Here is a 12,148-nt window from a genome sequence, read left to right as displayed (position 1 = left end):
CGTGTCGTAGGGCTGGCGGGGTCGTTGAGCTCTGTGGGAGTGGTTCTGGGGGTGGGTACCCGTCGGACCTGACGGACGAGCAGTGGGTTTTGGTGGAGCCGCTGCTCCCGCCGGCGAGGGTGGGGCCGAAGGGTGGTCGGCGGGAGAAGCACCCGCGGCGGCGGGATCGTGGACGCGATCTTCTACGTGATCCGCACCGGGTGCGCCTGGCGGCAGCTGCCGAAGGACTTCGCTCCGTGGCCGACGGTGTACTGGTACTTCACCTGGTGGCACGACGACGGCACCGTCGAGCGCATGCACGACGCCCTGCGCGGCCAGGTCCGTGAAGCCTACGGCCGCGACGCCGAGCCGAGCGTCGGGCTGATCGACTCGCAGTCCGTCCGCACCGCCGACACCGTCCCCGCAGCCACCAGGGGATTCGCTACCGTCCGGCGGTGCCCGTGCGGCGGCGACAGGCCGGGCCCGGGGCAGGGACGCGCCCTCGGCCGGGCGGTGCGCCCGGCCGGGAGCCGGTCGAGTGGGCGGCGGGTCAGTCGGTGGCGGCGGGTGGGTGGCGGCGGGTGCTTCGGTTCGTCAGGAGTCCGCGCAGGCCTTGCCGATGTCGCCGGCGGCGTCGGTGATCGGCTTGAAGTCGGGCTGCTTGCCCTTGGAGACCCGGTCGATGGCGTCGTTGACGGCCTTGGAGAGCCGGTCGGCGGCCGCGTCGGCCTTGCCCCCGTTGTCCTGGCGGATCTTCTTCGCATCGTCGGCGACCTTCTTCAGGGCCTCGACGGTGTGGGTGCGGCGGCTGTCGTCGGTGATCTGCCCGACGTTGACCGCCGAATCCGCGAGGTCCTGGACGTCGCCGGTGAGGCTGATCGCCCGCTTTCCGCAGTCCAGGGCCTGGTCGGCGTCGCATGCGGTGAACAGCGGGGCCGCGAGGAGCAGCGCGAGCGTGGTGGCGGCCAGGCGGTACGGCTTCCTTGTCATGTCTGTATCCCTCCCACTGGGTCAACGCCGGTATGCCGTGTGGCGGTTCCGGGTGGCTGTGTGAACTGTTGGGAAAGTCCTTGCTCTCGGGGGAGGTGGTGCCCCGTCGGTTGGTCCGGGTAGGGCGGGGCAAGGGCGGGGCAGGGCAGAGCAGGACGGGGCGGGCGGCAGGGCGGGCGGGGCAGGGTGCCGGGTGTTCACCCCGGGGAGACGTCCGTGGGGTGAACACCCGGGCCGGTCCTACCGGTCGGCGGAGTCGGACAGGTCGCGCACCAGGCCGGCGATGGTCGGGACGGCCACCGCGTGCGCGTCGGCCGCCCGCAGCACGGCGCCGCCGATGGCGTCCAGCTCGGTCGGCCGGCCGGCCTCCACGTCGCGCTGCATCGAGGACTTCATCGCCTCGGGGAGGCGGTCGAAGGAGGCGAGCAGGGTCTGGGCGTCCGCCGGCGCGCCGACCGCCCGGGTGACGGCGGCGATCTCGTCCAGCACGGCGAGGAGTTCGGCCCGGTGCTCGGTGCGCACGGTGCCGATCCCGCTCGCGTGACGGGTGGTGAGCAGGGCGAACGGGGCGAGGAAGGAGAGCTTGCTCCACAGCATCGCCGTCTCGTCCTCGCGCAGCACGACGTCCAGCCCGCTGTGCCGCAGCTGCTCGGCGAACTCGGCCACGGGGGAGCCGGGTTCGGTGGTCGCGCCGAGCTCGACGGTGGCGAACGGGCTGGTGTGCTCGATCCGCCCGGGCGCCGTCCGGGTGGCCTCGACCCGGATGGTGCCGGCCACCACCCGTCCGGCCGGGTAGCGCTCGCGCAGCAGCGCCATGTGGTCCAGGCCGTTGAGCAGCGGCACCATGATCCCGGTGCCGAGCACCTGCGCGGGCATCCGGTCGAGCGCGGCGGCCAGCGCCGTCTCCTTGACCGTCACGAAGGCCGCGTCGACCGGCTCGCGCAGTTCGGTCGCGGCCTCCACCCGGGCGGTGAACTCGCCGAACCGAGCGCTGCGGACGTGCAGTCCGTCCCGCTCGATGGCGGCTGCGGTCGCCTCGCCGGCCAGGCAGACGACCCGGTGGCCGTCGCGGGCGAGCAGCCCGCCGATCAGTCCGCCGACTCCGCCCGGTCCGAGGACGGCGACGGTCAGGGGGGTGGTGGTCATGGTGGCTCCCGTGGATGGATGGATGGGGGCGGGTGGATGGAGGATGGGGGGATGGGAGTGGCGGAGGACGGGCGCGGCTACGGGGCCTCCCAGAAGAACCGGCCCTCAAGACCGTCCGGGCTGAGGAAGCCGAAGCCGTCGCCGTAACCGAAGTTGAGGAAGTACGGGTCGCCCTCGTCAGGGGCGTCCGAGAGGGAGAAGAGGTACCGCCAGGGCGCCGCGACCCGGGCCCGGCCGGCCGGGTAGGACGGGTCCCCACCGAGGTGGTCGTGCACGTGGTCGCCGTCCGGGAAGGGGACCTCGGGGCCCTCGTTGCGCAGGTAGCGCTGGAAGTCGGCCCGTCGGTCCATCGCCCGGTCGACGCCGTCCGGCAGCGGCACCACGTCCAGGTGGTACTCGACCGGGGTCCGCTCGCCGTCGGGTTCGCAGCGCCAGAGCGTACGGCCCCGGGTGCCGGGTGGCCCGATCACCGCGAACGGCGGTATGCGCCCGCCGGGTTGGACCAGCAGCAGGCCGTCGCCCCGCTCCGGGTCGAGGCCGCCCATGAGCTCGTCCTCCTCCTCCAGGAAGAGGTACGCCAGCCGGCCCGGCTCGCCCGGGACGGGGAACTGCCCGATGAACACCAGGGGTTCACCGGTGGTGGGGGAGAGCGGCCAGGTGGGCTCGGCCAACCAGCAGGGCTGGCCGCCGAGTTTGGGGACAGGTGCGGTGATCGGCCGCTCGGCCGGGCGCGGGGACAGCTGCCTGCGAGGGAGGAAGGCGGCGTCGTGCGGACCGGTGGCGGTACCGGTCGGGTGGGGGATCATTCGGCGGCCTCGGTGGGGGCATGGTGCCCGGTGGGTGCTCCGTGCTGTGCGGGTGCTTCGTGTCCGGTGGGTGCGTCCTGCTCGGCGGGGGCGGACAGGGAGGCGTAGTCGAAGGCGAACGGCTTCTCGCGGCGCGGCTTGCGGCCCGGGGCGGGCGGTAGGCGCCGGGGGCCGGGCGCCCGGTGGAGGAAGAGCGCTCCATGGCGGAGGTTGCCGCCGCCGGGATCGGGCACCGGCAGGCCCTCGTCGCGCAGCGCCTCGACCAGCTCGTGCGCCGGCCGGCCCAGCAGGTCGATCCCGTGGTAGCCGACCGGGCAGGCGGGGCGGTCGTCGCTCGGGTTCCGGCCGACCGTGACGGAGTGGAGGCGGTCGTGGTCGTCGGCGCCGAGGGTGACGCTCACCCCGGGCAGCTCGAAGGCCAGCGCCCAGGAGCAGCCGCAGACGAAGGTGCTCCGCACTCCGTCGGGCAGCAGGCCGGCGTGCGGGGCCAGCAGCGCGCGCACCTCCGCCTCGGTGAGGCCGAAGCGGAGCTCGGGCAGCGGGGCGGGCAGGCCGACGCCGCGACCGGGCAGCAGGTCGATGGTCACCTGATCATGATCGCCCGTCGGGTGGTCGGTCGAGGAGCCGGGGGGTAGAAGAGCCGGGGGGTGGAAGAGGCGGTCAGATCGCGTTCGACTGCTGACGGTGTCCGGAAATGACCGCAGGCAGGCTCTCGCCGGGTCAGATGACCTCGGCCTGCCCCGGGGTGACGCAGTAGGAGTACTCGCCGACCTCCACGGTGTAGCCCTTCGGTGGTTCCAGGGATGTCGTCCACCAGATCCCGGTGATCTCCCCGACGGCCGTCGTCTCGCCCGGGGAGTCCGACTCGATGCGGATTCGGACGCGGGTTCCTTCGGGCAGGTCGCTGCGATAACGGGGCGGCATTCCGGGATGAAGCCCTCCCCGGGAGACAAGGAACTCTGGCCGTAGCCCCCAGGGCCTGCCGTCCTCGGTCTCCACCGAGTAGAACGGTCCGACGTAGCCGTCGCGCTCGTCCTGCTCGATAACACACCCGATGATCACACCGCGACTGCCCACGATCTCCGGCCCAAGCCAGCCCAGCTCCTGCATGGGTGGATTCGGCGTCGTCAGTTCCACCAACTCGCCGTAGGCCAGAGTGGCCCGCTCGGGCCAGGGAGTCTCGTCCAACAGCCACCGTTGCTCGACCGTCATGGGCGCCTCTTGTTCCTGGCCTCGGTTGACCCACTGCAGTCTAACGGCGAAGCGGTTGGCCGAAGTGGCCTGGTCAGCCCTCCAGCCGCGTGCTCAGAAGACTTCGCCCACGTGTGCCGGTCAGGGAGGACCACGCGGACGTCGAACAGGTCTCCCTCGGCGGGCTGACCGTCCGTGCCGGACACGGGGCCGTGCTGACCGAACTGGAGTGGAGGTTCCGCGTCCTCACCCCCGTCGACGAACTGGTGGCCCGGGCCGTCCGGCACCGGGACGGGCTCCACGTCGGGCGGTCCGCCTGCCTGTTCGTGCTCGGGGAACGCCGCAGCCGGCAGGCGCCTGGTCGGCGCTGATGGCCCACCACCGGCACCCGGACCCCGCCGCTTCGTCGCCGGCTTCCTGCTCGACGCCCCGTTCCTGCGGCCGGGCGGGCCGGTCGAGTACGAGGGGGAGGAGACGGAGCTGATCGCCGCCTGGACGTCGACCGAACCGGACGACGAGGTGCTCGCCACGCTCCTCGGAGCCCTGGACGGCCGGGAGCACCCCGACGCGGAGCCCATCGGACTGCGCCACGCCGGACACCCCGGTCCCCGGGTGCGCCGCACGGTGCCGAACCTCCTCGGCGCCCCGCTGACCGGGGCGGCGCACGACTGCGTCCTCCGGCTGACCCGGGACCCGGACGCATCGGTCCGGTCCGCCGCCGCCGGATCGCTCGGCGACGCACGGCGCACCCCGGAGACCAGGGCCGCGCTGCTCGCCCTGACCGGGGACGAATCGCCGGACGTCCAGGGCGCCGCCGTCTCCGTCCTCGCCGGCTCCGCGGACCGGACGCCCGAGCTCGCCGACGCCCTGGCCGCACTGCTGGGCGCGGACGACCGGCAGGTGCGCCTGGAGGCCGGCTATGGACTCGCCCTGCGGGACGACCCGCGCACGGCGGCCGCGGTCGGACTGCTGGGGCCGCTGACCGGGCCCGAGTTCGAGCACGACCACCGGGTGAGCACGCTCCGGGCGTGGGCCCGGCGGCGTCGCGATGTGTCCCGCGATGTCTCCCGCGACGTCTCCGAGGGGGTTTAGCACCACCTGTGGGGTTCGGTTTCCCGAACCCCGGATTCGGGTGCCAGCACAATCGATCTCCCGGCCCCGGACGCCCACGATGGAGGGCATGAACGGGATGACGACAGCCGCCGCCACGTTGGCGCACGACGGAGTGACGGGCTCCGCCCTGAGCGCGGCCGGGCTGCACCGGGAGTACGGGCGCGGCGCGGCGGCGGTACGGGCGCTGCGCGGGGTCTCGGTGGCCTTCGCACCGGGGACGTTCACGGCGGTGATGGGGCCGTCGGGCTCCGGCAAGACCACCCTGCTGCACTGCCTGGCCGGCATGGACCGCCCCACCAGGGGCGCCGTGCGGTGGGGCGACACCGAGGTGTCCGGGCTGCCCGAGCGGCGGCTGGCGGAGCTGCGCCGCACCCGGGTGGGGTTCGTGTTCCAGGCCTTCAACCTGATGTCCGCGATGACGGTCGCGCAGAACGTCGAACTGCCGGGGCGGCTGGCCGGACGGCCGCCGGAGCGGGCCCGGGTGCGCGAGGCGCTGGCCCGGGTCGGGCTGGCCGGGCGCGAGCGGCAGCGGCCCGGGCAGCTGTCGGGCGGTCAGCAGCAGCGGGTGGCGATAGCCAGGGCGTTGGTCTCCCGGCCGGAGGTGCTGTTCGCCGACGAGCCGACCGGCGCGCTGGACCGTGCCACCGGGCAGGAGGTCCTGGCCCTGCTGCGAGCGGGCGTCGACGCCGACGGGCAGACGTGCGTGATGGTCACCCACGACCCGGTCGCCGCCGGGTACGCGGACCGGGTGCTGCTGCTGGCCGACGGCCTGCTGATGGACGAGCTGGCCAGGCCGACGGCCGCACAGGTCGGCGAGCGGCTGAGCCGGTTGGGAGGGTGAGCGCGATGAACAGTCCCGTACTGAGTCTCTCGGCGGGGCAGATCCGTCGCCGCCCGGCCTCCTTCGCCGGGCTGGGGACGGCACTGTTCCTGGCGGTGGCGGCGGTGACACTGTTCGGGTCGCTGGTCGCCGCACAGGTCACGGCGCCGGATGCGGCGAAGCGGGCGGCGGTCCCCGGGCCGGGGCTGGTGCTGATCGCCGGGGCGTTCGGCGAGATCGCCGTCCTGGTCGCGCTGTTCGTCGTCGTCAACGCGCTCGGCTTCACCCTGCGCCAGCAGCACCGCGACCTCGCGCTGCTGCGCACCGTCGCGGCGACACCCCGGCAGGTGCGCAGGGTGGTCCGCGCGCAGGTGGCGGTGACGGTCCTGCTGGTGGCCGCGCCCGGCGGCCTGGTGGGATTCCTCGCCGCCCGGGCGTTCCTCGCCGCACTCCAGGAGCGCGGCATGGCCGCACCAGGGCTGCGGATACCCGGGGCGCCGGTGCCGGCGCTGATCGGGACCGGGGTGGCGCTGCTGGTCGGCCTGGCGGCCACCGCCGTGGCGGCCCGCCGGATCACCGGGCCGTCCCCGGCCGTCGCGCTGGCCGAGGGCGGCGGCGGGCCCCGGCGGACGGGACTGCCGCGGCTGCTCGCCGGGGTGGCGGTGCTCGCGGGCGGTGGGCTGCTGCTGCGACTGGCGGCGAGCCGACCGGCCGGAGAGCTGGACAAGGCGGGGCAGGCCTCGTTGCTCGGCTCGCTGGTGCTGCTGGTCGCGGTCGGACTGCTGGCGCCGGTCGCGGCGCGGGGCCTGGTAGCCGTGCTCGGCGCCCCGGTGCGGATGCTGGCGCCCAGGACCGGCTGGCTGGCGGACGCCAACCTGCGCGGCTACGCGGCCCGGCTCTCCTCGGCGGTGGTGCCGGTCGCGCTGCTGGTCGGGCTCTCCGGCACCGTGCTGGTGCTCACCAGCACGGCCGAGCGCGTCGCCCGGGAGACGGGTGCCGCGACCAGCGTCACCAAGGCGAGCGACATCTGGCTGCGTGAGATGGAACTCGGGCTGCTGGTCTGCTTCGCGGCGGTCTCCACGGTCAACACCCTGGTGGCGCTCACCGCCGACCGGCGCCGTGAGTTCGCGCTGCTGCGCCTGGTCGGGGCGACGAGGCGGCAGCTGCTGCGGATGCTCTCCGTGGAGGCGGTCCTGACCACGGCGATCGGTGTGCTGCTGGGGGCGGCGGTGGCGGCCGCGGCCTCGGGGGCGTTCAGCCTGGCGGTGACGGGCTCGGCGGCGCCGGTCGTACCGGGAGCGGCGTGCGCCCGGGTGGTGCTGGGGGCGGCCGTGCTCACGGTTCCGGGGATCGTCGGCACGGGGCTGTGGGCGGTCGGCGGCTCGGCGGTGGAGGCGACGGGCGGGGAACGGGGGTGAGGCGGGGGAGGTAGCGGGCGGTGTCGACGGCGGGCCGGGGCGGTGGGCCTGGCACGGTGTCGGTGGACCGGCTGTCCGGTGGGTCGTGAGCGAGGAAGGGCAGGTGAGTGGGTGGTTCCCGTGGTTCCTGGTGGATGCTGGGGGCCGGTCGGCGGGTGAGTGGTGAGGTGGATGGTGGCTGAGCGGCAGCGGTACCGGTCGGTGCGCGGCGGTGAACTGGCCTTCGCGGTGCTCGGGTTACCGCTCGGGGTGCTCGGCGGGGTGTACGCGGTCGCCGTCCTCTACGCCGGTGCGCTGCTCTCGCTCACTGTACTGGGCCTGCCCTTCGTGGTCGCCGCGCTGCTCGGGGCGACGCGGCTCGGCGGGCTGCACCGGTGGCTGGTCGGGCGGCTGCTCGGGGAGGAGGTGCCCGCACCGCCGCCGCTGCCGCGTCCGTCCGGGGCGTTCGCCCGGGGCCGGGCGGTGCTGACCGATCCGGCGGCCTGGCGGACGCTGCTCTACCTGCTCCTGCGGCTGCCGCTGGGCATGCTCGGCTTCCTCGCCGTGGTCGGACTGCCGCTCGGCAGCGTCTGGCTGGTGGGCTTCCCGCTCTGGGCGCGGATGATGGAGCCGGGCCCGAGGTCGATCGGTCTGCTGGACCTCAGCGCGATCCCGGCCGGCCTCGCGGTGCTGGCCGTCGTCCCCGCCGTGGTGCGAACGCTCGCCGGGGCGGACCGTACGCTGGCCCGCACCCTGCTCGGGCCGGTGCGCTCGCAGCAGCGGGTGCGTCAGCTGGAGGAGGCCCGGGCCACCCTGCTGGCCGACAGCACCGATCGGCTGCGCCGCCTGGAACGCGACCTGCACGACGGCACCCAGGCGCAACTGGTCGCGCTCGCCATCACACTGTCCCTGGCCGACGACGCGCTGGGGGACGGCCCGGTGGGCGAGACAGCGGTGGGTGAGGCCGCGGCGGGCCAGGCCGCGGTGGGTGAGGGGGCGGCGGGCCGGGTCGGCCCCGTGAGGAGCGGTCCGCTCGGCGCGGCCGGGCCCGACCTCGGGCGGCTGCGCACCCTGCTCGACCGGGCTCGCGGGCAGACCGACGACACCATCACCGGCCTGCGCCGGCTGACCCGGGGCATCCATCCGGTGGCGCTGGACGGCGGACTGGCCGAGGCGCTGCCGGGTCTGACCGCCACCTCGCCGGTGCCGGTCGACGTCCGGCTGGACCTGCGGGAGCGTCCCGAGGAGGTGATCGAGCGGGCCGTCTACTTCTGCGCGGCCGAGTTGCTGACCAACGTGGCCAAGCACAGCGGCGCGCGGTCGGCGGAGCTGAGCGTGACGGTGGCCGACGGGAGGGTCCGGCTGACCGTGCGCGACGACGGACACGGCGGGGCCGCGATCGGGACGGGCACCGGGCTGGCCGGCCTGGCCGAGCGGCTCGCTGCCGTGGACGGAACGCTGCGGGTGGACAGCCCGGCCGGCGGGCCGACGGCAGTCAGCGCCGAACTGCCCGGCCGGCTCTGACGTGCGGTCACGGGCCCGAGCCCTCGGGGCCGCGTCCGATTCAGGCGCCGCTCTCCGCGAGGTAGGCGAGCACGGCCTTGACCCGCCGGTTGTCCGCGTCGGTCGCGGGCAGCTCGAACTTACCGAACACGGCGGCGACGTGTTTCTCCACCGCCCGTTCCGAGACCACCAGCAGCGCGGCGATCGAGCGGTTGGAGTGCCCCTGCGCCATCAACTCCAGCACCTCCCGCTCGCGCGGGGTGAGCGCGTCCACCCGGTTGCGCCGCCCGCCGTGCATCAGGCCGTCGACGATCTCCGGGTCGAGGGCCGTGCCGCCCGCGGCGACCCGGTGCAGGGCGTCCACGAACTCGGAGGTGCGGGCCACGCGTTCCTTGAGCAGGTAGCCGATGCCGGCGGCGCCGTCGGCCAGCAGCCGGGCCGCCCAGGCGGTCTCGACGTGCTGGGAGAAGACCAGGATGCCGACCTCGGGCAGCGCGGCCCGGATCTCCACCGCGGCCCGGATGCCCTCGTCGGTGTGGGTGGGCGGCATCCGGATGTCCACCACGGCCACGTCGGGCCGGTGCCCGGTGACGGCGGCGATCAGCTCGGGCGCCGTCCCGGCGGTGGCGACCACGGCGCATCCCCGGGCGGTGAGGAGCTCGACCATGCCGTCCCGGAGGATCACCGAGTCCTCGGCGAGGACGACGCGGAGCTGCTTGTCGATCATGCCGTCATTATCCGGTCCGGGGCTCCGGGCGCTCCGGGGCTCTGGCGCTCCGGGCCCTCCGGGCGCTCCGGGCAGGCCGGGTTTCGGGCGGTCCGGGGTTCCGGGAAATCCTTCAGTCCAGACTGGACAGTCCAGCCTGATGAAACTACCGTGGAGTCGTGACCGAGAAGCGAACCGCCCGCGCCGCCACCGCGGCCCGCAACGCCCCGCCCGAGTCCGTCGCGTCCGCCGAGACCGCCGGGCCTGCCGGGCCCGCCGAGTCCGCCGAGACCGCTGAGTTCACGGGATCCGCCGAGCCCGCGGAGGTCGCCCGGGCCGGCGCCTCCGTGGTTCCCGACACCGCGGCGTCGGCCGCCCGTGAGCTGCGCGCCGTGTTCAGCCGGTTGCGCCGCACCCTCCGGGAGACCGGCGGCTCCAGCGACCTGACCCCGTCCCAGACCGCCGTGCTCAGTCGGCTGATCGGTGACGGTCCGGCCTCCGCCAGTGCGCTGGCCGCCGCCGAGCGGGTCCGTCCGCAGTCGATGGCCGCCACCCTCGCCGCGCTCGAACAGCACGGGCTGGTCGGACGGCGCCCCGACCCCCAGGACGGGCGCCGTCAGCTGGTCAGCCTCACCGAGGTCGGCCTGGCGTACGTCGCGGACAGCCGCCAGGCCCGCCAGGAGTGGCTGACCCTGGCCATGGCGGAGCACTACACCGAGGCCGAGCGTGCCACCATGCTGGAGGCGCTGGCCCTGATGGACCGGTTGAACCGGCGATGACCGGCCCGGCCGCTCTGCTGGCCCGGCTCCTTCCCCGCCGTCAGCAGCCAGCTCCGGACGGCGGGTTCGACCGCCGACTGATCGCACCGATGGTGCTCGGCTCGGTGCTCAACCCGATCAACTCGTCGATGATCGCGGTGGCCCTGGTGCCCGTGGGCGCCGCCTTCGGTGCGCCGCCCGCCGAGACCGCCTGGCTGGTCACCGCGCTCTACCTGGCCACCGCCGTCGGTCAGCCGGTGATCGGGCGCCTGGTGGACACCCACGGCCCGCGCCGGCTCTACCTCGCCGGGACGGCGCTGGTCGGCCTCGCCGGGCTGCTCGGCGCGCTCGCCCCGTCGCTCGGGCTGCTGATCGCCGCCCGGGTGCTGCTCGGGCTGGGCACCTCCGCGGCCTACCCCGCCGCGATGCACCTGACCCGTGGCGAGGCCGAGCGGACCGGGCGGTCCAGCCCCACCGGGGTGCTGACGGTCCTGGCCGTCGCCAACCAGACCGTCGCCGTGGTCGGCCCCACACTCGGCGGGTTGCTGATCGGCGCGGGCGGCTGGCGGACGGTCTTCGCCGTCAACGTCCCGCTGTCGCTGGCCTGTCTGGCGCTCGGTGCCGCCCGGCTGCCCGTCACCGAGCGCCACCCCGACGGCGGCAACGGCTCCCGTCCCGACCGTCCCGACCGTCCCGATGGCCCTGAAGGCCCCGACCGCCCAGACGGCCCGGAGCGCCCCGCCCGTCCGGAGCGCCCAGACGGCCCGGAGCGCCCCGCCCGTCCGGAGCGCCCCGACGGCCCGGAGCGCCCCGACGGCCCCGCCCGCCCGGAGCGCCTCGACCACGCCGGGATCGCACTGTTCGCCGTCCTCCTGCTCGCCCTGATGCTGTTCCTGATGAAGCCCGACCCGGTGCGCTGGTACCTGCCGGCGCTCGCCGTCCTGGCGGCCGTCGCCTTCACCGTCCGCGAGCGGCGGGCCCGTACCCCCTTCATCGACCTGCGGGCGCTCGCCGCCAACCGCCCGCTGATCGCCACCTACCTGCGCCAGGTCCTCGGCTACACCGCCGTCTACGCCTTCCTCTACGGCTACACCCAGTGGCTGGAGGAGGGGCGCGGCCTGTCGGCCGCCACCACCGGACTGGTGCTGCTGCCGCTCTCGCTGACCGCCCTCACGGCCGCCGGCCTCAGCGGCCGCAGCCCGGGCGTGCGCGGCAAGCTGCTGGTCGGTTCCGCCTGCCAGATCGTCTCCTGCGCCGCCCTGTTGCTGGTGCACGCGAGCAGCCCGGGCGCCCTGCTGATCGCGGTCGGGGTACTGGCGGGCGTCTCCCAGGGGCTGATCGGGCTCGGCACCCAGACCGCTCTCTACCACCAGGCCGACCCGGCCGCCATCGCCTCGGCGGCCGGGCTGCTGCGCACCTTCATGTACCTCGGGGCCATGGCGGCCTCGGCCGCGAACGCCGCCTTCTTCCCGCACGGCGCCACCACGGGCGGGCTGCACCACCTCGCGCTGTTCATGCTCGGTGGAGCGGCTCTGCTCTTTCTCCTCACGGTGCCGGACCGTTCCCTCGGCCGATTGGGAAAGCCGCCGACGGAACAGTGACGATGGATCGGCTGGACCTGGTCACGAGGCCTGGCGGCAGGTGCACACCACTTCGGGAGGCGCCTCGCCCGGGCCGTGGTCGATGCTCATGAGAACGGGAGGCACCTCGTGGACCCTTCTGCCGGACTGCCAGGGCCA

The 12,148-nt window shown here is 74.8% G+C and carries 13 protein-coding genes and 1 pseudogene; 8 read left to right on the top strand and 6 right to left on the bottom strand.

From position 1 onward, the window contains the following. Nucleotides 1–132 precede the first annotated feature (132 nt). Nucleotides 133–240: pseudogene (locus ACZ5OX_RS23230) on the top strand (transposase); the annotation flags it as partial. Between the two features lie 333 nt (nt 241–573). On the opposite strand, the gene ACZ5OX_RS23225 reads toward ACZ5OX_RS23230, so the two are convergent. From ACZ5OX_RS23225 to ACZ5OX_RS23205, 5 genes are all read right to left on the bottom strand, one after another. Beyond that, the gene (locus tag ACZ5OX_RS23225) at nt 574–969 is read right to left on the bottom strand and encodes a hypothetical protein (RefSeq protein ID WP_392877646.1); all 396 of its coding nucleotides are present in this window, start codon (nt 967–969) and stop codon (nt 574–576) included. Between the two features lie 240 nt (nt 970–1,209). Next, nucleotides 1,210–2,115 (bottom strand): ketopantoate reductase family protein, encoded by a 906-nt coding sequence (locus ACZ5OX_RS23220; RefSeq protein WP_465632581.1) that lies wholly within the window; start codon nt 2,113–2,115, stop codon nt 1,210–1,212. A gap of 77 nt (nt 2,116–2,192) precedes the next feature. Then, nucleotides 2,193–2,921 (bottom strand): hypothetical protein, encoded by a 729-nt coding sequence (locus ACZ5OX_RS23215; RefSeq protein ID WP_465632579.1) that lies wholly within the window; start codon nt 2,919–2,921, stop codon nt 2,193–2,195. Beyond that, on the bottom strand, nt 2,918–3,508 hold the full coding sequence (locus ACZ5OX_RS23210) for a hypothetical protein (protein WP_465632577.1): 591 nt from the start codon (nt 3,506–3,508) through the stop codon (nt 2,918–2,920). The genes ACZ5OX_RS23215 and ACZ5OX_RS23210 overlap by 4 nt, the downstream gene beginning before the upstream one ends. 133 nt (nt 3,509–3,641) lie before the next feature. Next, nucleotides 3,642–4,133: a hypothetical protein gene (locus tag ACZ5OX_RS23205; protein WP_449790186.1), complete on the bottom strand. Its 492-nt coding sequence runs from the start codon at nt 4,131–4,133 to the stop codon at nt 3,642–3,644. A gap of 113 nt (nt 4,134–4,246) precedes the next feature. Here ACZ5OX_RS23205 and ACZ5OX_RS23200 point away from each other — a divergent pair, with 113 nt between their 5' ends. From ACZ5OX_RS23200 to ACZ5OX_RS23180, 5 genes are all read left to right on the top strand, one after another. Then, a complete protein-coding gene (locus ACZ5OX_RS23200) occupies nt 4,247–4,483 on the top strand; it encodes a hypothetical protein (RefSeq protein WP_465632575.1) in 237 nt (78 codons plus the stop codon). Nucleotides 4,484–4,631: 148 nt separating this feature from the next. After that, on the top strand, nt 4,632–5,204 hold the full coding sequence (locus ACZ5OX_RS23195; RefSeq protein ID WP_465632573.1) for a HEAT repeat domain-containing protein: 573 nt from the start codon (nt 4,632–4,634) through the stop codon (nt 5,202–5,204). A gap of 97 nt (nt 5,205–5,301) precedes the next feature. Beyond that, on the top strand, nt 5,302–6,066 hold the full coding sequence (locus ACZ5OX_RS23190; protein WP_465632736.1) for an ABC transporter ATP-binding protein: 765 nt from the start codon (nt 5,302–5,304) through the stop codon (nt 6,064–6,066). 5 nt (nt 6,067–6,071) lie between these two features. Then, entirely contained in the window at nt 6,072–7,463 is a 1,392-nt protein-coding gene (locus ACZ5OX_RS23185; protein WP_465632571.1) for an FtsX-like permease family protein, read from the top strand. Nucleotides 7,464–7,634: 171 nt separating this feature from the next. Next, on the top strand, nt 7,635–8,966 hold the full coding sequence (locus tag ACZ5OX_RS23180; RefSeq protein WP_465632569.1) for a sensor histidine kinase: 1,332 nt from the start codon (nt 7,635–7,637) through the stop codon (nt 8,964–8,966). Nucleotides 8,967–9,006: 40 nt separating this feature from the next. On the opposite strand, the gene ACZ5OX_RS23175 is transcribed toward ACZ5OX_RS23180, so the two are convergent. Then, entirely contained in the window at nt 9,007–9,672 is a 666-nt protein-coding gene (locus tag ACZ5OX_RS23175; protein WP_465632567.1) for a response regulator, read from the bottom strand. Nucleotides 9,673–9,830: 158 nt separating this feature from the next. Between ACZ5OX_RS23175 and ACZ5OX_RS23170 the strand changes: the two genes are divergently transcribed. Beyond that, nucleotides 9,831–10,430, top strand: coding sequence for a MarR family winged helix-turn-helix transcriptional regulator (locus ACZ5OX_RS23170; protein ID WP_465632565.1), 600 nt, complete (start codon nt 9,831–9,833; stop codon nt 10,428–10,430). Next, on the top strand, nt 10,427–12,010 hold the full coding sequence (locus ACZ5OX_RS23165) for an MFS transporter (RefSeq protein WP_465632563.1): 1,584 nt from the start codon (nt 10,427–10,429) through the stop codon (nt 12,008–12,010). The genes ACZ5OX_RS23170 and ACZ5OX_RS23165 overlap by 4 nt, the downstream gene beginning before the upstream one ends. Nucleotides 12,011–12,148: the final 138 nt, after the last annotated feature.

The sequence above is a fragment of the Kitasatospora sp. NPDC032121 genome, assembly GCF_055580145.1.
Note: the sequence above shows the minus strand (reverse complement) of the source record. Positions and strands in the feature narration are given on the sequence as shown.